Source organism: Micromonospora craterilacus (assembly GCF_003236315.1).
Lineage (GTDB): Bacteria > Actinomycetota > Actinomycetes > Mycobacteriales > Micromonosporaceae > Micromonospora > Micromonospora craterilacus.
Genome location: NZ_POTY01000004.1, coordinates 1 through 21,806, shown reverse-complemented (window position 1 = coordinate 21,806; position 21,806 = coordinate 1). Strand labels below are relative to the sequence as shown.

At 71.5% G+C, this 21,806-nt stretch carries 18 protein-coding genes; 11 read left to right on the top strand and 7 right to left on the bottom strand.

The genetic code is table 11. The features are described from left to right. Window positions 1–145: 145 nt before the first annotated feature. Window positions 146–322 carry a hypothetical protein gene (locus C1I95_RS35075; RefSeq protein ID WP_158566238.1) on the bottom strand — a complete coding sequence of 59 codons (177 nt, stop codon included), beginning with the start codon at window positions 320–322 and terminating at the stop codon, window positions 146–148. A 141-nt stretch (window positions 323–463) separates the two neighbouring features. On the opposite strand from C1I95_RS35075, the gene C1I95_RS01415 reads away from it, so the two are divergent. Further along, on the top strand, window positions 464–1,606 hold the full coding sequence (locus C1I95_RS01415) for a sensor histidine kinase (protein ID WP_111211904.1): 1,143 nt from the start codon (window positions 464–466) through the stop codon (window positions 1,604–1,606). Then, window positions 1,603–2,265 carry a response regulator gene (locus C1I95_RS01410; protein WP_111211903.1) on the top strand — a complete coding sequence of 221 codons (663 nt, stop codon included), beginning with the start codon at window positions 1,603–1,605 and terminating at the stop codon, window positions 2,263–2,265. The genes C1I95_RS01415 and C1I95_RS01410 overlap by 4 nt, the downstream gene beginning before the upstream one ends. 40 nt (window positions 2,266–2,305) lie before the next feature. On the opposite strand, the gene C1I95_RS01405 is transcribed toward C1I95_RS01410, so the two are convergent. Continuing rightward, the gene (locus tag C1I95_RS01405; RefSeq protein ID WP_111211902.1) at window positions 2,306–2,707 is read right to left on the bottom strand and encodes a DUF6223 family protein; all 402 of its coding nucleotides are present in this window, start codon (window positions 2,705–2,707) and stop codon (window positions 2,306–2,308) included. A gap of 325 nt (window positions 2,708–3,032) precedes the next feature. Here C1I95_RS01405 and C1I95_RS01400 point away from each other — a divergent pair, with 325 nt between their 5' ends. Together C1I95_RS01400 and C1I95_RS01395 are read left to right on the top strand one after the other, a co-directional pair. Beyond that, entirely contained in the window at window positions 3,033–8,498 is a 5,466-nt protein-coding gene (locus tag C1I95_RS01400) for an ATP-binding protein (RefSeq protein WP_111211901.1), read from the top strand. A gap of 208 nt (window positions 8,499–8,706) precedes the next feature. After that, window positions 8,707–10,386 carry an SdrD B-like domain-containing protein gene (locus tag C1I95_RS01395; RefSeq protein WP_111211900.1) on the top strand — a complete coding sequence of 560 codons (1,680 nt, stop codon included), beginning with the start codon at window positions 8,707–8,709 and terminating at the stop codon, window positions 10,384–10,386. Between the two features lie 223 nt (window positions 10,387–10,609). Here C1I95_RS01395 and C1I95_RS01390 read toward each other — a convergent pair whose 3' ends face one another. Next, entirely contained in the window at window positions 10,610–12,154 is a 1,545-nt protein-coding gene (locus C1I95_RS01390; protein ID WP_199523548.1) for a PucR family transcriptional regulator, read from the bottom strand. A 151-nt stretch (window positions 12,155–12,305) separates the two neighbouring features. Here C1I95_RS01390 and C1I95_RS01385 point away from each other — a divergent pair, with 151 nt between their 5' ends. Both C1I95_RS01385 and C1I95_RS01380 read left to right on the top strand, forming a co-directional pair. Further along, on the top strand, window positions 12,306–13,568 hold the full coding sequence (locus C1I95_RS01385) for an NAD(P)/FAD-dependent oxidoreductase (RefSeq protein WP_199523547.1): 1,263 nt from the start codon (window positions 12,306–12,308) through the stop codon (window positions 13,566–13,568). Window positions 13,569–13,781: 213 nt separating this feature from the next. Then, the gene (locus C1I95_RS01380; protein ID WP_199523546.1) at window positions 13,782–15,170 is read left to right on the top strand and encodes a pyridoxal-phosphate dependent enzyme; all 1,389 of its coding nucleotides are present in this window, start codon (window positions 13,782–13,784) and stop codon (window positions 15,168–15,170) included. Between the two features lie 99 nt (window positions 15,171–15,269). Here C1I95_RS01380 and C1I95_RS01375 read toward each other — a convergent pair whose 3' ends face one another. From C1I95_RS01375 to C1I95_RS01365, 4 genes are all read right to left on the bottom strand, one after another. After that, on the bottom strand, window positions 15,270–15,953 hold the full coding sequence (locus C1I95_RS01375) for an alpha/beta fold hydrolase (RefSeq protein ID WP_111211898.1): 684 nt from the start codon (window positions 15,951–15,953) through the stop codon (window positions 15,270–15,272). A 155-nt stretch (window positions 15,954–16,108) separates the two neighbouring features. After that, the gene (locus C1I95_RS36865; protein ID WP_267900684.1) at window positions 16,109–16,240 is read right to left on the bottom strand and encodes a hypothetical protein; all 132 of its coding nucleotides are present in this window, start codon (window positions 16,238–16,240) and stop codon (window positions 16,109–16,111) included. A 31-nt stretch (window positions 16,241–16,271) separates the two neighbouring features. Further along, window positions 16,272–16,727 carry a pyridoxamine 5'-phosphate oxidase family protein gene (locus C1I95_RS01370; RefSeq protein ID WP_111211897.1) on the bottom strand — a complete coding sequence of 152 codons (456 nt, stop codon included), beginning with the start codon at window positions 16,725–16,727 and terminating at the stop codon, window positions 16,272–16,274. A gap of 47 nt (window positions 16,728–16,774) precedes the next feature. Next, entirely contained in the window at window positions 16,775–17,500 is a 726-nt protein-coding gene (locus C1I95_RS01365; protein WP_111211896.1) for an SDR family NAD(P)-dependent oxidoreductase, read from the bottom strand. A gap of 53 nt (window positions 17,501–17,553) precedes the next feature. Between C1I95_RS01365 and C1I95_RS01360 the strand changes: the two genes are divergently transcribed. The 5 genes from C1I95_RS01360 to C1I95_RS01340 all read left to right on the top strand — a co-directional run. Then, window positions 17,554–18,135 carry a MarR family winged helix-turn-helix transcriptional regulator gene (locus C1I95_RS01360; protein ID WP_111211895.1) on the top strand — a complete coding sequence of 194 codons (582 nt, stop codon included), beginning with the start codon at window positions 17,554–17,556 and terminating at the stop codon, window positions 18,133–18,135. A 170-nt stretch (window positions 18,136–18,305) separates the two neighbouring features. After that, entirely contained in the window at window positions 18,306–19,718 is a 1,413-nt protein-coding gene (locus tag C1I95_RS01355) for a hypothetical protein (RefSeq protein ID WP_111211894.1), read from the top strand. Between the two features lie 41 nt (window positions 19,719–19,759). Then, a complete protein-coding gene (locus tag C1I95_RS01350) occupies window positions 19,760–20,344 on the top strand; it encodes a hydrogenase maturation protease (RefSeq protein WP_111211952.1) in 585 nt (194 codons plus the stop codon). After that, window positions 20,337–20,735, top strand: coding sequence for a hydrogenase/urease maturation nickel metallochaperone HypA (locus tag C1I95_RS01345; RefSeq protein WP_111211893.1), 399 nt, complete (start codon window positions 20,337–20,339; stop codon window positions 20,733–20,735). The genes C1I95_RS01350 and C1I95_RS01345 overlap by 8 nt, the downstream gene beginning before the upstream one ends. A 236-nt stretch (window positions 20,736–20,971) precedes the next feature. Then, the coding region (locus C1I95_RS01340) for an NADH-quinone oxidoreductase subunit B family protein (protein WP_111211892.1) at window positions 20,972–21,806 on the top strand (835 nt) is incomplete at its 3' end.

Here is a 21,806-nt window from a genome sequence, read left to right as displayed (position 1 = left end):
GCGCCGGGCCGGACACCGCAGGCGAGGACGGACGGGTCCGCCGGCTACCCGGCAACGCGGGCGGCAAACCAACCGCCCGGGAGGTTCCTCGCCCGCGCCGGCAGCCCGGTGCGGACCCGCCCGGGGGCCGGCGGGTCCACCCGGGTCAACGCCAGTAGCGGGCCACCAGGTAACCGAGGAGCATGCCCGCGGCCAGGCTGACCACCGCCCGGCCGGACAGCGCGGCGCGGAGTCTGCCGAGCCCCGTACCGGGGTCGACGACCGTGCCGGCGGCATTGCCCACCGCGCCCACCATCACGTCACCGAATCTGTCCAGCTTCACGATTGCCACCGCCCTCGTCCCGGATGCCGCCAGGCCGGTACCCGCCCGCTGGGCATCGAAACGGCGTGGCCGGCGGCGGCATGGGCCTTCGCCGGCGGCCGATTCCTCGCCAGCTGGTCGCCGGGGGTTAGGCTTCGGCGCATGACGTGGCGGTGGCACGGCCGGGCCGCGAACGCGGCCCTGGTGCTCGTGGTCGGCCTGGTCGCCCTCGTCGGTCTCGTGGTGCAGTCGGGTGGCATCGACACCTCCGCTGACTGGGCTGCGCTGCTGGTCGTGCTCGTCTCCTCCGGTGCGCTGTTCCTGCGCCGCCGCCATCCCGTGCTGGTGGGCGCCGTGGCGCTGGCCGCCGTCGGCACCTACGGAGCGTTGCTGCACCGGCCGGGGCCGATCATGCTGGTGTTCGTCGTGGCGCTCTACACCGTCGTCGACGAGGGACATCTCGCCATCGCGGTCGGGCTCGGTCTCGCCTCGGTGGTCGCCTTCGCCGTCGCGGACAGCTACAACAGAACTGAGCACACCGCGAACGGGGCGACCCTGTTGCACGCCGGCTGGCTCGTCGCCGTCATCGTCGGTGTGACCCGCAATCGCCGGGCCTACCTCGCCGAGGCGCAGGCCCGGGTGCTCGCCGCGGAGCAACGCGCGGAGGAGGAGGCCCGGCGCCGGGCCACCGAGGAGCGGCTGCGCATCGCCCGCGAGCTGCACGATGTGCTCGGCCACCACCTCTCGCTGATCAACGTGCAGGCCAGTGCCGCGCTGCACCGCCCGGATCCCACCCGCTCCGAGCAGGCGCTGGTCGCGATCAAGCAGACGAGCAAGGAGACGTTGCGTGAGTTGCGCACGACGCTGGGCGTCCTGCGGCAGGAGGGCGAGGCGCCGACCGCTCCCCCGCCCGGCCTGAGCCGTCTCGGCGAGCTGGTCACGATGGCCGGGCGGTCCGGGTTGGAGATCCACACCGAGCTGACCGAAACCCGGCCGATGCCGCCGGAGGTCGACCTGGCGGCGTACCGGATCCTGCAGGAGGCGCTGACCAACGTGACTCGGCACGCCGGCGCGACCCGCGCGGTGATCCGGGTCCGGCCCGACCTCGACGACGTGCTGGTGGAGGTCGAAGACGACGGCACCGGCGCACCCGGCCCGCCCGGTAACGGGATCCTCGGCATGGGCGAGCGGGCCCGGGCGCTGGGCGGTTCGCTGACCACGGGCGCCGGCCCGGACGGTGGCTTCCGGGTATGTGCCCGCCTACCGCTGCGGCTCGGCCCGGTACCGGCGGGAGCGTCAGCGTGATCCGGTTGCTGCTCGCCGACGACCAGACCCTGGTCCGCGCCGGGTTCCGGTCCATCCTGGACGGTGAGGACGGCATCGAGGTGGTCGGTGAGGCCGCGGACGGTGCCGAGGCGGTGCGGCTCGCTCGGCAGCTGCGGCCGGACGTCGTCCTGATGGACATCCGGATGCCTGGACTGGACGGCCTGGCCGCCACTCGGGAGATCGCCACCAGTTCCGACGTCCGCGTGATCATCCTGACCACGTTCGACCTGGACGACTACGTCTACGGCGCGCTGCGAGCGGGCGCGAGCGGCTTTCTGGTCAAGGACACCGAGCCGGCGGAGCTGATCCACGCGGTGCGGGTGGTGGCTCGCGGTGACGCGCTGATCGCGCCGTCGATCACCCGCCGGCTGATCTCCGAGTTCTCCGCCCGGGTCGCGCATCCCGATCCCGGGCCGCGGCTCAGCGCGCTCACCGAGCGGGAGCGTGAGGTGATGGGGCTGGTCGCCGCCGGCCTGTCCAACGACGAGATCGCCGCGCGGCTGGTGCTGAGCCCGGCCACCGCGAAGACGCACGTCAGCCGGATCATGACCAAGACCCAGGTCCGGGACCGGGCCCAGTTGGTGATCCTCGCCTACGAGTCCGGCCTGACCGTTCCCGGTTGGCTCGCCCGCTCCTGACCGCGACCCGCGGGGTACGCCGTCAGGAGCGGGGCGGTAGTCAGATGGTGGGTCGGGAACGAGCCAGAGCCAGCCCACCGAGGACGACGGCGATCAGCCCCACCGCCAGGGCCACGTAGGCCCCGCCTCGCCCGTTGCCGGTGCCGATACCGCTGTCGGAGGTGGCCACGACCAGCCCGCCGAGGGCCATGCCGATCAGCCCCGCCAGCAGGGCCATGGTGGCTCCGCGCCGTCCGGAGCCGGTGCCGACCCGACTGGCGGGGCGGGCCAGTGCCAGCCCGCCGATGACCACGCCGGCCAGCCCCAGGACGGCGGCGAGGCTGGCCCCGAGTCGCCCGGCGCTCATGGTGTAGACACTGGCGGCGATCGGCTCGGCCGAGAGGTACGTGGCTGCCGGTGCTCCCCCGAGCAGGGCGGGGGCAAGCAGGTGACGGACGTACATGAGGATCCCTTCGCTCGCAGGACGAGTACCTGCGGCAGCGTATGTAGCGGTGTGGTCACGGGTCGTCATGCCGGAGTTGCCGATGGGCCTACCACCCGGGTTGCGCGCGTTCGGTGCGTCGTACCACCGTGGTTGTCTCTGCCGGCGACGACCTCGCCCGAGGCGGCGACAGCCAAAAGGTTTTGTAGGGTTCCCACAAGCGGGGCTGCGTAGGGTTCGGTGCTTACGGCATGGCGCTGCTCGCCCGTAGGCAGAAGGGTGATCACTGCCGAGGGCTGTCGTCCCGCGGCGCGTTCCTCGTAGGTCTACCGGAGGGGTCGATCGGGTGTTCAGCCGTATCGCCATCGTCAACCGTGGAGAAGCCGCGATGCGGCTCATCCACGCGGTCCGAGAGCTGGCTGCGGAGACCGGCACCAGGATCGAGACCGTCGCCCTGTACACCGACGTGGACCGTACCGCCACATTCGTGCGCGAGGCGGACATCGCCTACGAGCTCGGTGCCGCGTCCACGCGTCCGTACCTGAACATGGCGGTGCTGGAGCGCGCGCTGGTGGAGACCGGGGCCGACGCCGCGTGGGTCGGTTGGGGTTTCGTCGCCGAGGACCCGGCGTTCGCGGAGTTGTGCGAGAAGATCGGCGTCACCTTCGTCGGGCCGAGCCCGGAGGCGATGCGCCAGCTCGGCGACAAGATCGGCGCGAAGCTGATCGCCGAGGAGGTCGGCGTACCGGTCGCGCCGTGGAGCCGCGGCGCGGTCGACACCCTGGACGCCGCGCTGGCGGCGGCGACCGAGATCGGCTACCCGCTGATGCTCAAGGCGACCGCGGGCGGCGGCGGACGCGGCATCCGCGTGATCACCAACGAGTCCGAGCTGGCCGACGCGTTCGAGCGCACCAGCCAGGAGGCGGCGCGGGCGTTCGGCAGCGGCGTCGTGTTCCTGGAGCGCCTGGTCACCGGCGCCCGGCATGTCGAGGTCCAGGTGATCGCCGACGGTCAGGGCACCGCGTGGGCGCTCGGGGTCCGCGACTGTTCGGTGCAGCGGCGCAACCAGAAGGTGATCGAGGAATCGGCGTCGCCGGTGCTCAGCCCGGTGCAGGCCGCCGAGCTCAAGGCGTCGGCCGAGCGGCTGGCCGTCGCGGTCGGTTACCGGGGTGCGGCAACCGTCGAGTTCCTCTACCACCCGGGCGACCGACTGTTCGCGTTCCTCGAGGTCAACACCCGGCTGCAGGTCGAGCACCCGATCACCGAGTCCACCACCGGTTTCGACCTGGTCAAGGCGCAGCTGCATGTGGCCTCGGGCGGCCGGCTCGACGGTGAGCCGCCGGTGGAGCGCGGGCACGCCATCGAGGCCCGCTTGAACGCCGAGGACCCCGACCGCGACTTCGCGCCGTCCCCGGGCCGGATCGCCCGGCTGGACCTGCCCGCCGGGCCGGGCATCCGGGTGGACACCGGCGTCAGCGAGGGTGACACCATCCCCGCCGACTTCGACTCGATGATCGCGAAGATCATCGCCTACGGTCGGGACCGCGACGAGGCGCTCGGCCGGCTGCGTCGGGCGATGGCCGACACCACGGTGATCATCGAGGGTGGCGCGACGAACAAGAGCTTCGTGCTCGACCTGCTCGACCAGCCCGAGGTGATCGACGCCAGCGCGGACACCGGCTGGATCGACCGGGTCCGCGGCGAGGGCCGGCTCGTCGCGCACCGGCACTCCGCCGTCGCGCTGGCCGCCGCCGCCATCGAGGCGTACGAGGAGGAGGAACGCGTCGAGCGGCAGCGGCTGCTGGCGACGGCGTCCGGCGGGCGCCCGCAGGTGCAGCACGCCAGCGGCCGACCGCTGGACCTCAAGCTGCGTGGGGTCGGCTACCGGCTGCGGGTGGCACGGATCGGCGCGCACCGGTTCCGCGTCGGCATCGAGGCCGGCGACGCCGTCCGCACCGCCGACGTCGAACTCGATCGCTTCGACCGGCACACCGGGCAGATCGTCGTCAACGGCGCCCGGTACCACCTGCTCACCGGGACGCACGGGCCGATCCACCTGGTCGAGGTGGACGGCGTGACGCACCGGGTCAGCCGGGACGAGGGCGGTGTCCTCCGCTCACCGATGCCCGCGCTGGTCGTCGCCACGCCGCTGGAGGTCGGCGCCGAGGTCGAGGCGGGCGCGCCGGTGCTGGTGCTGGAAGCCATGAAGATGGAGACGGTGCTGCGGGCGCCGTTCAAGGCGCGGCTGAAGGAATGCGCCGTCTCGGTGGGCAGCCAGGTGGAAGCCGGCGCACCGCTGCTGCGGCTGGAGCCGCTGGCCGACGACGCCGACGAGACCGCCGACGGCCCGGCCGCCCCAACCGTCGAGCTGGACCTGCCCGCCGCGCCCGAGGAGATCCCGGCGCGCCAGCGCACCCGCCGCGGCCAGGAGGACCTGCGCGGCCTGCTGCTCGGCTTCGACGTCGACCCGCACGACGACCGCCGGGTGCTCGACGACTACCTCGCCGCCCGGCGGGCGGTCACCGAGCAGGGTCACCGGCCGCTGGCCGAGGAACTCGACCTCCTCAACGTGTTCGCCAACCTCGCCGAACTGAGCCGCAACCGGCCCACCGGCGAGGACGGCGGCGGCGACGCCCACGTGCACAGCGCCCGCGAGTACTTCCACACCTACCTACAGAGCCTCGACGTCGAGCGGGCCGGGCTGCCGGACGCGTTCCAGGCCCGGCTCGCCCGGGCGCTCGGGCATTACGGGGTGAACGACCTGGAGCGCTCCCCCGAGCTGGAAGCCGCCGTGTTCCGGATCTTCCTCGCCCAGCAACGCGCGTCCGCCGACGCCACCGTCGTCGCGGCGCTGCTGCGCGGCTGGCTGCGGGAGCCTCCGCCGGACGAGACCCTGCGCGAGCCGGCCGGTCTCGCCCTGGAGCGGCTGGTGGCCGCCACCCAGGTCCGCTTCCCGGTGGTCGCCGACCTCGCCCGCGGCGTGGTGTTCGCCTGGTTCGCCCAGCCGCTGCTGCGCCGCAACCGCGCCCGGGTCTACGCCGAGGTCCGCAAGCACCTGCGCCACCTGGACGCGCAGCCGGACTCGCCGGACCGCGCCGAGCGCGTCGCCGAGATGGTACGCAGCACCGAGCCGCTGGTCCGGCTGCTCGGTCAGCGTTTGGTCCGCGACCACCTCGACAACGCGGTCATGCTGGAGGTGCTGACCCGGCGGTACTACGGCAACAAGGCGCTCGCCGGCGTCCGTACCCACGCGGTCGGGGGCGGCACGTTCGTGGTCGCCGAGCGGGCGGACTCGAGCGTGGTCTCCGCCGCGGTGCGCTTCGACGCGCTGGGCGGCGCGCTGCGCGGGCTCGCCGAGTTGGTCGGCGGCGAGCAGGCCGTCGACGCCGACATCTACCTCGTCTGGGAGAACCAGCCGGAGGACCACGACGCCACGGCGGCGGCGCTGCTGGAGGTGATCAACGCGCACCCGCTGCCCCCGCAGGTCCGCCGGCTCACCACCACCGTCGCCGGTCGCGGCGGAGCGGTGATGCACCACCACTTCACGTTCCGCCCGTCGGGCACGGGGATGACCGAGGAGCGGCTGATCCGCGGCCTGCACCCGTACATCGCGCAGCGGATGCAGTTGGAGCGGCTGCACAAGTTCGACCTGACCCGGCTGCCGTCGTCGGACGAGGAGGTCTACCTCTTCCAGTGCGTGGCGCGGGAGAACCCTTCCGACGGGCGCCTCGTCGCGTTCGCGCAGGTGCGCGACCTGACCGAGCTGCGTGAGCACGACGGCCGGCTGGTCGCGCTGCCGACGACCGAGGACACCGTCGCCGCCTGCCTCGACTCGATCCGCCGCGCGCAGTCGCAGCGACCGTCGAAGACCCGCTTCAACACCAACCGGATCGTGATCTACGTCTGGCCGCCGAGCGACCTCACCCGCGAGGAGATGGAGACGATCGCCGGGCGGGTACGCCCGACGACCGCCGGCGCCGGGCTGGAGGAGATCCTGTTCATCGCGCGCCAGCGCGACCGTAAGACCGGCGAGCTGACCAAGATCGCCGTACGGATCTCGTTCGGCGCCACCGGCGGCGCCGAGCTGACCGTCGGCGAGCCGCCGGTCGAGCCGGTCGAGCCGCTCGACGACTACCGGCTGAAGGTGCTGCGGGCCAGCAGTCGCAACACGGTGTACCCGTACGAGCTGACCGGTCTGCTCGGCGACTTCGTCGAGCACGACCTCGACGACGACCACACGCTGGTGCCGGTCGACCGACCGAAGGGGCGCAACAGCGCGGCGATCGTCGCCGGCGTGGTCACCACACCGACCTCGCGGCACCCGCAGGGTGTCACCCGGGTGGTGCTGCTCGGCGACCCCACCAAGTCGTTGGGTGCGCTGTCGGAGCCGGAGTGCCGCCGGGTGGTCGCCGCGCTGGACCTGGCCGAGCGGATGCGGGTGCCACTGGAGTGGTACGCGCTGTCCGCCGGCGCCCGGATCTCCATGAAGTCGGGCACCGAGAACATGGACTGGGTGGCGGCGGCGCTCAAGCGGATCGTCGAGTTCACCCAGGACGGCGGTGAGATCAACATCGTGGTCGCGGGCATCAACGTCGGCGCGCAGCCGTACTGGAACGCCGAGGCGACGATGCTCATGCACACCAAGGGCGTCCTGGTGATGACGCCGGACTCGGCGATGGTGCTCACTGGCAAGCAGTCGCTCGACTTCTCCGGTGGAGTGTCCGCCGAGGACAACTTCGGCATCGGCGGCTACGACCGGGTGATGGGCCCGAACGGGCAGGCGCAGTACTGGGCGCCGAACCTGGCCGCCGCCCGGGACGTGCTGATGTCGCACTACGAGCACACGTACGTCGCACCGGGCGAGGAGACGCCGCGGCGGGCGACCAGCACCGACCCCACCGACCGCGACATCTCCGACTTCCCGCACGTGGTGGCCGGCAGTGACTTCACCACCGTCGGCGAGATCTTCTCCGTCGCGGCCAACCCGGACCGCAAGAAGCCGTTCGACATCCGTACGGTGATGCGGGCGCTCTCCGACCAGGACCACCCGGTGCTGGAACGCTGGGCGGGCATGGCCGACGCGGAGACCGCGGTGGTGCAGGACGCGCACCTCGGCGGCATGCCGGTGTGCCTGCTCGGCATCGAGTCGCGGACGGTACCGCGGCGCGGCTTCCCGCCCACCGACGGCCCGGACACCTACACCGCGGGCACGCTGTTCCCGCGGTCGTCGAAGAAGGCGGCGCGGGCGATCAACGCGGCCAGCGGCAACCGTCCGCTGGTGGTATTGGCGAACCTGTCGGGCTTCGACGGCTCGCCCGAGTCGATGCGGAAGCTGCAACTGGAGTACGGCGCCGAGATCGGCCGGGCGATCGTGAACTTCCGCGGACCCATCGTGTTCTGCGTGATCTCGCGGTACCACGGTGGCGCGTTCGTGGTGTTCTCGAAGGCGCTGAACCCGAACATGACCGTGCTGGCGCTGGAAGGCTCGTTCGCTTCGGTGCTCGGTGGCGCTCCGGCCGCTGCCGTGGTGTTCTCCGGCGAGGTCGCCGCCCGCACCGCGGCCGATCCCCGGGTACGGGACCTGGAGGCCCGCGCGGCGTCCGCCTCCGGCGCCGACCGCGCCGCGCTGACCGCGGAGGTCGACGAGCTCCGCTCGTCGGTCCGCGCGGAGAAGCTCGGCGAGGTGGCCACGGAGTTCGACCGGGTGCACAACATCCAGCGCGCGGTCGAGGTCGGCTCCGTCGACGCCGTCATCCGTGCCGCCGAACTCCGTCCGCGCGTCATCGAAGCCATCGAGTCACGACTGCGTTGACCGGCGCCGGGGTGTGACCATCACCCGGCGACATAGCCGCGAGGGCGGCGGTGTCGCCGGGTGACAGCCCGTCGGATGGCCCACGACTGTAACGCTTTTCGATGCCGGAACGCCTTATTGATCGATGGGGACAAGATCCCGATCGGGCCTGTGGGCGTTTCCTGGTGCGCCGGAGGCCGTCGTGCCATGACGACCAGACGGGGGATTTATGGTCAACCACAACCTGCGTGCCGCAACCCTGCGCACGCTGGCGGGGGCCCTCGCGACCGCTGTAGTCGCGTCACTGCTCACCGCTTTGCCCGGCACTGCCACCGCCGCCCCGGATCGCGCCGATGTCGTCCTGGGCCTCACCGCCGAGCCGGGCGAGGTGGGCCCGGATGGTGGCCGGGTCCGCCTCGGCGTTTCGGTGCGCAACGCCGGGAGCGCCGAGGCCACCGACAGCACCATCAAGCTCACGCTGCCGCCCGGGTCCACCCTCAGCTTCGGCGACTACCTCGGCGGCTGGACCTGTGACGCCGCCAAGCTGAAATGCACGTACGGCACTCTCCCTGCGGGCACCGACGCCAGCTTCGTCCTGAGCCTCATCCTGCCGCCTGGGACGGGCGGCCAGAAGGGGACGGTGACGGCGACGGCCACCACGCAGAGCCGCGAATCATCGACCACGAACAACACGGCCTCGGCGGACATCGAGTACGTCGCCATGCCAGACCTCGCCTTCTCGTTCGAGTACAGCAGCGGCGAGATCTCCTACCTGGGCGGCAACGGCGCACGCGGCTTTGTCCAGGCCCGGGCGACCAACATCGGCACCACCCCGGCGCCCGACGCCCGCTTCACCATCCAGCTGCCGCCGGATGCCTTCGTCGGCGCGTGGACGCCGGACCCGGGTTGGAACTGCGACCTCTCCACCTCCACCTGGGTCTGCGACAACGACCGGGAGATCCCACCGGGCGGGGCCGCCTACCTGAACCTCTACCCCTACTTCCCGGCCGGAACTGTGGGCGACACCAGGACCGTGACCGCCTCGGTGTCGACCTCGGCCACCGAGCGGTCGCTGACGAACAACAGCGGCACCACCACCTTCACCTATGTCGTGCCGCCCGTCGGCGACGTGGAGCTTTTCGGGGCCAACGTGGTGGGACGCGTCGACGTACGCGCCGGCGACGAGTTCGACCTGTCTGTCCACCTCGGCGTCCGAGGCGGCAGCCCCTCGGAGAACGTGGCCGTTCGGGTACCGCTCCCGCCCACGGTCGAGCCGACCTCCCTCGACCCCGGTGACGCCAACTGGACCTGCCGACTCGACGACGCGGCGGACGGCCGCTTCGTCGAGTGCACCCGCGCCTTCTGGGACATCGCCACGGGCAACGCCGGCCTGCTTCTGAAGCTCAAGGTGAACCCCGGCACCCCCGACGGTCCGCTGACCTTCACCGCGACCGCGTCCGCGTCCTCGCCAGAGTCGTCGCTAGAGAACAACACCGCCACCGGCAGCGTTAACTATGTCGCCGAGGGCGTCATCACCGGTCACGTCTGGCTCGACCTTGACCGGGACGGCCAGCGCGACGCCGACGAGCCGATGGCCCTGAACAAGGTCGCCTCCTACCGGGCCGTGCCGGAAACCGGCCAGCTGCCGCCGGGCTGGGGAATCATCAACACCAACTCGGTGACGGGGACCTACCGGGGACGACTGAAGCCGGGCCGGTACACCGTTGAGGTCCGCCTCCCGCAGGGCAGCAGCACCCAGTTCACCACTCCCGACCAAGGCGACGACGCCACCGACTCGGACATCATCACGATGGTCGGCGGCTACTACCCCTACGGACTCAGCGCACTGATCGAGATCCACGACGGCGCGGAGACCTTCGTCGACGTCGGCATCCTGCCGGAGTCCTGACGGCTCCCCGCCCTCAGCCGGCCCGCGCCGCCTGGGCCGCAGCGGCAACCGCCGCTGACCTCACCTGACGGTCGTCGGACCGTCCGCACCGGGTGTGCCGGGGCGGACGGTCCCCAGCCCCCGCCACTCGCGACGGGTCGCCCGGGTCGTCTCCATGACGGTTCTCCTCCGGGTCCAGTGGAGTCAGGTTCGTGGGCGGCAGCAGAGCTTTCGGATCCCAGAGTCACCCGTCAGGACCCAGGACGAGCGCCGCGAGCTGGATCTGCAGCGCGAGCCGTGTGCGCGGCGACTCGAAATCGATGTGGACGACCTCAGTCAGGCGGCGCATCCGGTACCGGAGCGTATTGGGGTGCACATGCAACTGCTGGGCGGCCTTCTTCAGATCACCCTGGTGCTCAAGCCATGCGGCGAGAGTGGCGACGTAGTCAGTGCCGTGCTTCCGATCATGGGCGACGAGGTCGGGAAGCGGTCCGCCGACCAGCAGGTCGTCCCGCGGCATCGCGTTGACCACGCGGTGTACGACGACCTCGGCCCAGACGTCCGCGAACCGCAGCAGTGGCCCAGGCTGTCGAGCCGAGCGGTGCAGCGCGAGCAGTTCCGCCGCCTCGGCGCGTGATCGCGGCAGGTCCGTCAGGTCCCTGGCGACGCGGCCGGACGCGGCTCGCAGCGACGGGTCATGCATGGCGACGTCGTGAATGAGGCTGTCCATCCAGCGCCGGGAGCCGGGCGAGTCGCCCTCGTGGGTCACCACGGCGAACAGGACGTCCCCGACGTCCGCGATCAGCGGCTGGCGCCAGCCGTGACGGCGGGTGATTGACTCCCAGAGGGCCACGTTGTGCACCATCTCCCCCGTCCCGCCGTGGGCACCGAGCGCGACGACCTGCCACGGACCCTTGGGCAGGCCCAGTTCCTCCCGTCCCTTCCCGGTGGGGGCCCGCAAGGCCGCCCTCAGGCGGTCAGCCGAGACCCGGCGTGCGACATCGGCCTGCACGCGGAGGCGGAGCAGGTGGAGCGCCAGCACGGAGGCGGTCCCCTGGAGATCGCGTAGGCGCTCGTGTGGCACCAGACCCTCGACGACGGCCCAGATCGAGCCGAGCAGCTCACCTCCGGCGCGGATCGGGATCACGAGTCGCGGCAACGTCCCGTCCGGTCCCTGCGGCACGTAGATCGGCTCACTGCCCGTGGCAAGCTTGCGGAAGACGCCGCGGGAACGGAAGTGCGCGACCACATCGCCGGGGGCGCGTCGTCCGACAATGGTCGAGACGCGCGCCGGGTCGGTGCGGTCTTGCCTCGACGAGTAGGCGAGCACCCGGGACTGGGCATCTTCGATCGTCACCGGTGCGTCGACGATGGCGGCGGTCGCGTCGGCAAGGGCGAACAGTTCGTCGTAGACCCGGGCTTCCCCGGTCTCGGGTGAGCCGGGCGCGGCAGCTCTGTCGATCACCCCGCGGAGCAGCCAGACAAGCTGGGCCCACGAGCCGTGGCTCTGCAGCTCGACCAGGGCCAGGTTGCGTTCGGCGGCGGATGACATCACCTCAGGGAGCGCGGCCAGCGGAGGCTTGAGAACGAGGCCGGCCGCCGCCGCCTCCGAACAGCGTTCGATGACAGCGAGCGCCTGGTCGGGTGTGGTGATGCCCGCGCCGAGGACGAGGTCGCCCGTCTGGCCGGTCGTCGCATCGCCGAGGTCAGCGAGGGCCACATCGCGGACCTCCGCCGCAGCGGCGGGGACGACGATCTTGAGCAACGCGGCACCGACCGCGTCGGCCACGCCAGCCACGGTGATCACCTTCAGATTGTGCCTCGGCATTGTTCGTTTCGCCCAATCGGACGAGCGAACATTGGCCTGCCAGAACAATGACGTCCCGATCGGGCGGGGACAAGATTGCCGCAATCCCAGTTGTTCTTGAAGGAGAGAGCGAATGCCTGCCATGAAGGCGGTGCCTGCCCCTGCGCACGTTGCCATCATCGGTGCGGGGATGGTCGGACTGGCCACCGCCTGGTTCCTACAGGAGCGGGGCGTACGGGTCACCGTGCTCGACCGCACGGGTGTGGCCGCCGGCGCGTCGTGGGGCAACGCGGGCTGGCTCACCCCCGGCATCACCACTCCCCTGCCGGAGCCCGCGGTGCTCCGCTACGGGCTGCGCGCCGTCCTGAGCCCGTCCTCGCCGGTCTACGTGCCGCCACGCGCGGACGCTCGGCTGCTGCGATTCTTGGCGGGCTTCGCGCGGCACAGCACCGCCTCGAAATGGCGGACCGCGATGCAGGCCTACATTCCGATGAACCGGCGGGCGTTCGAGGCGTTCGACGCATTGGCGGCCGCCGGGGTCGCTTCGATGACGAACGAGGCGAAGTCGTTCGTCGCGGCGTACCGGACCGAGGCCGAACGGTCGGTCCTTCTGGACGAGCTGGGCCACATCCACGCCGCGGGCCAACAGATCGAGTTCGACGTCCTCACCGGGGCCGAGGCGCGTGAGGTGGAACCCTCGCTGTCCGACCACATCGGCGCGGCCATCCGCCTGCACGGTCAGCGGTTCATCGACCCCGGGCACTATGTGCACGCGCTCGCCGATTCCGTTCGCGCGCGCGGGGCAGCGCTCGTCACCGGAGCGGACGTCGTGAACGTCCGCGACGAGGGAGCCGGGGTCCGAGTGATCACCTCCGCCGGCACGGACGATCGCTATGACGCGGCCGTGCTGGCAACCGGCACGTGGCTCGGCGAGCTGGCTCGGCGCTTCGGCGTCCGCACCGTCGTGCAGGCCGGCCGCGGGTACAGCTTCAGCGTCGCGATCGAGCACGTCCCGGCCGGTCCGGTGTACTTCCCAGCGCAGCGGGTCGCGTGCACGCCCCTCGGAGACCGGCTGCGTGTCGCCGGGATGATGGAGTTCCGTCGCGCCGAGGCTCCGCTGGACCGTCGCCGGATCCTGGCTATCGCCGAGGCCGCCCGGCCGCTGCTGCGGGGCGCCGACCTGGACGCCCGCGCCGACGAGTGGGTCGGGGCGCGGCCCTGTACCCCCGACGGGCTGCCGTTGATCGGCCGTACCAGGTCACCGCGGGTCTTCGCGGCTGGCGGCCACGGCATGTGGGGCATCACGCTTGGCCCGCTCACCGGCAAGCTGCTCGCCGAGCAGATCACCACCAGCCAGCAGCCTGCGGAACTCCAGCCCTTCGACCCGCTGCGCTGACGCGCCACCGCGTCGTGTCCGCAGTGCGTGCGGTCGCCGGGGCACCGCCAGGGCCGAGCGTGCGCCCTTGCCGACCCGGCGGCAGCCCGGCCAGCACCGACCGCCACCACAACGGCCGACATCCCGCATGACCGGCACCAACGGGCGGAGCGCATCAGCGCTCCGCCCGTTCTCTCATCCCCCGCACAGGAAGGACGCTCAACCGTGTACGTCGTGAGCAGGCAGAACGAGCTGGGCATGCTGCGGATCATCCTGGAGAAGCAGTACGAGCGGCACAGCACCCAGCTGGCGCTGCTGGCCCGGCAGGCCCACCAGATGCCCCATGACCGGGCAGATCTTGAGGCCGCTTCCGCCATGGCCGCCGCGTCGCGGCTGGCCCTGGCCGACATCGCCCGGGCATTGCACTACCTTGAACAGGGCCGCTACGGGACCTGCGAGGTGTGTCGCTGCGACATCCCGATCGAACAGCTGGCGCATCGGCCATCGGCCCGGTTCTGCACCACTTGCCAACCCGAACCAACGGCTGCCGGCCTGGGCGCCGCAGCAGGGGCCGCAGTGGCGGGAAGAATGATCCGCATGATGTCGTGGTACTGCTCGCCGACGGCCCGGGGCTGGGTCGGCCCGTCCGCGCTGAGTGACGCTCACGCGTTCCACCGGTCGCTGCCCGGGTATGCGCCCACGCCGCTGGTTCCTGTCCCCGAACTCGCGACCGAACTCGGCGTCGGCCGGGTGCTGGTGAAGGACGAGTCGTCGCGGCTGGGGCTGCCGGCGTTCAAAGTGCTTGGTGCCTCCTGGGCCTGCCGCCAGGTGCTTGCGCAGCGTCCCGACGCCACGCTGGTGACCGCGACCGACGGCAACCACGGCCGTGCGGTCGCCCGCATGGCGGCGCATTTCGGTGTCGAGGCGACCGTGTTCGTGCCTGAGGTGATGCTCCCGCAGACCGCGGCCCGCATCACCGGGGAGGGCGCGAAGGTCGTGTGGGTGGACGGCGACTACGACGCTGCGGTCCGGCGGGCCGCCGAGTACGCCGACGAGCAGCCCGACCGGGCCCTGGTCCAGGACACCGCCTGGGACGGGTACGAGCAGGTGCCCGCCTGGATCGTGGATGGCTACCAGACGCTGCTGGAGGAGGTCGACGCCCAGCTCAAGGAACCGCCGGACCTGGTGGCGGTCCCGGTCGGGGTCGGGTCGTTGGCGGAGGCGGTCGTGCGGCACTACCGACGCCCAGACGCCGCCCGCCCAAGCATCCTCTCGGTCGAACCCGCCACGGCCGCATGCGTGCTGGCGAGCCTGATCGCAGACCGGCCGGTGACGGTGTCCACCGCGGCGACGGTGATGGCCGGCCTCAACTGCCCCACCATCTCCGGCTCCGCCTGGCCGGTGCTGCGGGCGGGCTGCGACGCAGCCGTGGCCGTCAGCGATGACGAGGCGCTCCGCGCCGTCGACGACCTCGGTCGGCTTGGCGTCTCCTCCGGCCCGAGCGGCGCGGCCACCCTGGCCGGCGTCCGGGCCGCTCTCGCCGACCCGCAGCGGCGCGCCGCCCTCCACCTCGACCACGACGCCGTCGTCGTCCTGCTCAGCACGGAAGGACACACCCCGTGACCGACGCCCACGGCCTCGTCCAGAAGGCGGTGGGTGCCTCCCCTTGTGGGGGTGGCGGCGCACTCCCTCGCCTTGCGCGTCCCCGGCTACGACGCCAGGTCAGGCGGCAGCCGCTGCCGAGAGGAGTCGGGCGAGTTCGATCGGCTTGCTGACCATGGGCCAATGACCCGAATCGATGTCGACGAAGTCGAGGTGTTTGGCCTTGGCGAGCTCGGGCACTTCGCCGGCCTCGATCCACTCCCGGGCCTGGGCGGGTGTGAACTCCGGGCACACGAGCACGACCGGGACGTCGAACCGTCGCTCGTCGGCCAGCCGCACCACGCCCTTGGCCACGCCCTCGGGGACAGGGATCGCCGCCGCCTCGATGCGCTGTCTGGCCGTCTCATCGAGGTCGGCCGAGTCCGGCCCTTCGAACGGGCTCCAGCCGGGGAAGGGCATCACGCCGTCCTTGAGCTCGAAGAAACCGGCGTAGGACGCCCCGTCGGCGGACGGGAAGCCGCCGATCATGGCGACCTTGGCGACCTGCTCCGGTCGCGCGTCGGCGGCCAGCCAGGCCAGGGTGCAGGCGGCGGAGTGCCCCACCACCATGGGCCTTTCGGACGCTGAGTCGACGGCGGCGAGCACCTCTGCGACCTGGTCGTCGAGGGTGGCTGAGGCGGATCCGTCGCCCTGACCTGGAAGGGTGAGCGGCACCGGGCGATGGCCGAGGGCCTTGAGTGCGGAGGCGACGTCGTCCCATACAGAGCCGCTGAGCCACAGGCCAGCGACGAGCACGATGTCCATGGTTCGTCTCCTTCTCGGGCACGGTCAGGCCACACGAACGAAGACGGGTGAACCGCCCTTGGCGAGCCTTTCACACTCGACCGGGGTGCGCTGCACACCACCTCCGGCGGCGTCGCCTGCGGCGGCTGTGGCCGTCCGGCCGGCGAGAAGTCGGGTCAGGACGGGGCGACGGCCGGGAAGCCGCCGGTCAGTGCGGTGATCGCGCGGCGAATCCGGGTGTCCGCTGTCGGGTTGGCTCCATAGGAGAGAGCGACGTGGTGCAGCACGCCGACCACCACCAGGGCCAACGCGGGCGGTGTCGGCGCCTGCGGGCACCCGTTATTGGCGCTTGACCCTTCGCAGCCCTTGCGTAGGCGTCCACCACTCGACGACGAGCATCGTGGCTTCGGGGTCGAGGTGGGTGTGCACGACCTCGGCGATGTCGGCGTGGAATCGGTCGGCGTCTGGTCCTTCGGTGATTGATCCGGCAGCCCTCGCCCGACCCGAGATCTTCGCCTCGCCCGGCCACTGTGCCTCGGCGCCCTCGACCGGGTCGACTGTGGCACTGTGCAGGGCGAACCGTGGATCCCGACGCAGATCCGCGCCCTTGCGCGCGTTCGGCATCGAGCCGAAAGCGAGTTCACCGTCCTGGAAGACCGCCTCGATCCCCGATATGCGCGGCGATCCGTCGGCTCGCACGGTGGCGATGGTCTTGTGTCGGTGAGCGTCGAACAGTGCGCGTACGCGCTGCGCGAACTCCGGCTCTGCCCGTTCGACGTCCCGCCATGCCGTCATCGGACAATGATCGCACCGTCCGGAGCCGAGCCGGCAGGATCGAACGATCATCTGGTGGTGTGAGCGCCTCCGTTGACGTGCATGGTCTGTCCGGTGATGTGGCGTGCGCCGGCGGAGGCCAGGAAGTAGGTGGTTTCGGCGATGTCGCTGGGCTGCCCCACTCGTTTGTTGTGAGTGGCGTTGATCAGGGCCGTTCGCCGTTGCTCGCTGAGCTGTCCGTGGAAGAAGCCGGTTCCGGCGATGTAGCCGGGAGCGATCAGGTTCGCCGTGACGTCCTTGGTGCCCACCGTCGATGACAGCCCCGCGGTCCATGCGGCCAGGGCCGCCTTTGCCGCACCGTAGGAGGTGGAGGCGTACTCGGCGCCGATGGACCCGATGTTGATGATGGAGCCGCCCGGCCGCAGTTTGTCGAGCACTGCCGTCGTGGTGAGCACCGCGCTGAGCAGGTTGCCGTCCAGGTTCGCCCGCCAGGCGGCGAGCACCTGTTCCAGCGGTGTGCCCTTGCCGTCGGGCTGGTGGAGATCCGTGTTGCCGCCCGCCATGTTGACCAGGACGTCGAGGTCCGCGCCCAGGTCGTCGGCCAGCTGCGCCACCTGCTGCGGATCGGTCGCATCACACGGGACCGGTCGGGCACCGATCTCGGTTGCCGTGTTGGTGAGGCGGTCGGCGTCGCGTCCGGTAATGATCACAGTGTCGCCCCCGGATCGGAACCGGGCGGCCACGGCCTTGCCGATGCCGTTCCCGCCGCCGGTGACAAGCACGATACGACGCACAGGTACCCCTCCCCTGATATGTTTAGCGCTAAACGTACACGGGAGGGCGTCTGATGGGCAACGACCTCGACGGCGAGGACTACCCGGCGGGAACGCCCTCGCGGTGGCCGGCAGCCGATATCGCCGCATCCTGGCGGCGTGAACTGCCCGAGGTGCGCACCGAGTCCATCGAGATCATCACGCCGATCTGGCGGATCGCGAAGGTCCTCGCCGACGAGCGACGACGCACCCTGGCCAAACTTGGAATCGACCCCTCCACCCTCGATCTGCTCAGCGTGATCCGGCGTTCGGGGCCGCCATACGAGCTCACCACCCGCGAGATCACCCGCCGGACACTGATCACTGCCGGCGCGGTCTCCCAACGCGTTGCCCGCGCCGAGCAGGCCGGTCTGGTTGAACGATCACCATCGTCCGCGTCGCGCCGAGCGGTCTCCGTCCGACTGACCGAAACCGGCCACGGTCTCGTCGAAAGCACGGTGCGCCAGCTTCTCGATCACGAAGCCGATCTCATCGGTTCGCTCACCGCCGCCGAGCACACGAGCCTTGTCGGCCTGCTCGCCAAACTCGAACGGGCTCTCGTCCCGTCATCACCGCAGAATCCGACGGAAGGCGAGCGGGCGTCGAGGCACCACTGAGGTCGCCCAGGGCGACGGCGGCATACCCGCCGTCGGGTCACCGGGTCGGGTGAGTGCGCCCGTCACGTACCGGCGGCACGCACTTACGGCCGCCTGGCGGAGCGCGTTAGACCAGGGTGACCGCTCGCCCGAGCGGGGTTGCGAGCATGCCCTGAAGGGGGTTGAGCACCGTGCCGACCGATCGCCCCAGCTCCCGTATCGAGGGCGCCGAGGCGGTCGCGGACGCCATCCTGTACGAGGGCTACCTGCTCTATCCCTACCGGCGCTCCTCGGGCAAGAACCGGGTCCGCTGGCAGTTCGGTGTGCTGGTGCCGCCGGCGTGGGGCGAGGCGAACGGGCTGGTCGACAGCGGCGTGGCCGGCTCGGCGGAGTCGCCGTGGCAGCAGACCGAGTGCCTGGTGGAGGCGCCGGATACCGCGACGGTCCACGTCCGGTTGCGGTTCCTGCAGTTGCAACGGAAGGTGGCCGAGAACCGGACGGCCGACGGCGGGTACCGGCCGGTGGACCGGATCGAGGCCGGTGGCCGCACCGAGCTCAGTTTCGACGAGGCGGTGCCGCAGGAGTACGACGTCGAGGCGTCGATCGGCGACCTGCGGCAGGGGTGCCGCATCGACGTCCGGGTGCCGGGCGGGGAGGACGTCGAGCCGCTGGTCGACGCTCGGGGTGAGCCGGTCGGGCGGGTGGTGCGCCGGCGCTGGCCGTTGTCCGCGTCGGTCACCGTCTCGGCCGCCCCGACCGAGGCGCCGTTCCGCCTGCTGCGGCTGCGGATCCGGGTGGAGAACACGGACCCGACCACCCCACCGGACAGTCCGCGGGACGAGGCGTTGCGCTGCTGCCTGCTGGCGGCGCACACCGTGGTCGGTGTCAGCCGGGGGCGGTTCCTGTCCCTGCTCGACCCGCCAGAGTGGGCGGCGAGCGCGGCGCGGGAGTGCCGCAACGTGCACACGTTCCCGGTGCTGGCCGGCGAGCCGGGCACCGTCGACGTGCTGCTCTCGTCACCCATCATCCTCTACGACCACCCGCAGATCGCGCCGGAAAGCCCCGGCGACCTACACGACGCGACCGAGATCGACGAGATCCTCTCGCTGCGTACGCTCACACTCTCCGACGCGGAGAAGCGGGAGGCGCGGGCCACCGATCCCCGGGCGGCCGCGATCGTCGACCGGGTCGACAACATGCCGCCCGAGGTGCTCGAACGGCTACACGGCGCCATCCGGTCCCTGGCGCCGGTACGCCGGAACACCGAGGCCGACACCGGACCGGACCGGCCGTGGTGGGAGCCGGGCGCCGACGCGGGAATCACGCCGGAGACCGGGACCGTGCTGGTCGCGGGGACTTTGCTGGCGCGGGGCAGCCGGGTCCGGTTACGGCCCCGCCGGCGCGGCACGGACGCGCACGACATGTTCCTGGACGGCCGTACCGCCCGGGTGGAGCAGGTGCTGCTCGACGTGGACGGGTCCCGGTTCCTGGCCGTGACGGTGGACGACGACCCGGGCGCGGAGCTGCACCAGTGGTACGGACGGCTGCGCCACTTCCGGCCCGAAGAGGTCGAGCCGTTGACCGGAGAGGTGGCGGCACCGTGACCGGCCCCGGCAGCGTGAGCAGCGTGAGCAGCGTGAGCAGCGTGAGCAGCGCAGGCAGCGGGCGGATCCTGGTCGCCGGGATCGGCAACATCTTCCTCGGCGACGACGCGTTCGGCGTCGAGGTGGTCCGGCGCCTGCGGGATGTCGTCCTCCCACCGGGGGTGGACGTGTCCGATTACGGGATCCGGGGAATGCATCTGGCCTACGATCTGCTGGACGGCCGGCACGACGTGCTGGTCCTGGTGGACGCGTTACCGATGGACGAGCCGCCCGGGACGTTGGCCGTGCTCCGGGTGGACCTCGACGACCCGGGCTGGACGCTGCGGCCGGCCGACGTGCTGGAGGCGCCGGCCGCCGACGCGCACGGCATGGATCCCGAGTCGGTGCTGCGCCTGCTGCGCGGCCTGGGTGGGAGCGTCGACCGGGTGCTCGTGGTGGGTTGCCAGCCCGCCCTCCTCGACGAGTGCATGAAGCTGTCGGCTCCGGTGGCCGCCGCGGTCGACGAGGCGGTCCGGACGGTGGTCGGGATCGTCCGCGAGGAAGCCGCCCGGTTGGCCCGCGGCGCGGGAGCGGCACCGGGCACGCCCGCAGGTGGCAACGAACGGGGGGTGAGCACGCATGCATGAGACAGGTCTGTCCCAGGCGATCGTGGACGCGGCGGTACGCCGGGCGGCCGGGCGCCGGGTCACCGGGCTGCGGGTCCGGATCGGTGGCCATCCGGTCGATCCGGGCGTCGTCACGCAGGGCATCCAGCTGGCCGCGGCCGGCACGGTCGCCGCGGACGCCGCCGTCGACCTGGTGCTCGAACCGATGACGGTGGCCTGCCACGACTGCGGTCGCCGCGGGCCGGTCGACGACCACCTCGCGATGGTGGCCTGCCCGCAGTGCGGTGGCGTCGACATCGAGGTCACCGGCACCGACGACGTGGTCCTGGAGTCGATCACCGTGGACGTCGTCGAGCCGCCCGCGCTGGTGCCGGCGGCGGCCAGCCACGACCCGGGGAGCGCGGACGCATGAGCGAGCGCCAGCGAGTGAATCGGCAACGCAGCGCGGAAAATGCTCAGGTCGACGCCGAGCGGAGCGAGGTGGCGGCATGAGCGAGCGCCAGCGAGTGAATCGGCAACGCAGCGCGGAAAATGCTCAGGTCGACGCCGAGCGGAGCGAGGTGGCGGCATGAGCGAGCGCCAGCGAGTGAATCGGCAACGCAGCGCAGAAAATGCTCAGGTCGACGCCGAGCGGAGCGAGGTGGCAGCATGAGCCAGGGCGTGCGGAAACCCGCCGCGGTGCTGCCGCAGGAGAACGGGTACGACGAGGTCACCATCCTCTGGATCTCCGAGGGCATGAGTTGTGACGGCGACTCCGTGTCGATGACCGCCTCCGCTCAGCCGGCCATCGAGGACGTCGTCCTCGGGCTCGTTCCCGGCCTGCCAAAGGTCAACCTGCACAACAAGGTGTTGTCGCCGACGGCTGGCGGCGAGGAGTTCCTGGCGCCGTACCGGAAGGCCGCCCGTGGGGAGATGACCGAGCCGTTCATCCTGGTGATCGAGGGATCGATCCCGAACGAGAACATCAACGGCGACGGGTACTGGACCTCGTTCGGCAACGACGAGAAGACCGGCGAACCGCTGACCGTGAACTGGTGGATCGACCAGCTGGCGCCGAAGGCGTGGGCGGTCGTCGCGGCCGGCACCTGCGCGACGTACGGCGGCATCCACGCCATGGCGGGCAACCCGACCGGGTGCATGGGCCTGGCCGACTACCTCGGGTGGGACTACCGCTCCCAGGGCGGCCTGCCGATCGTCAACGTGCCCGGCTGCCCGATCCAGCCGGAGAACTTCATGGAGACGCTGACCTGGGTGCTCTACCACGCCGCGGGCTCCGCACCACCGCCGCCGCTGGACCAGATGCTGCGGCCGCAGTGGCTGTTCGGCAAGACCGTGCACGAGGGCTGCGACCGGGCCGCCTACTACGAGCAGGCCGACTTCGCCAAGGACTACAACTCGCCCAAGTGCCAGGTGAAGATCGGCTGCTGGGGGCCGGTCATCAACTGCAACGTCCCGAAACGCGGCTGGATGGGCGGGGTGGGCG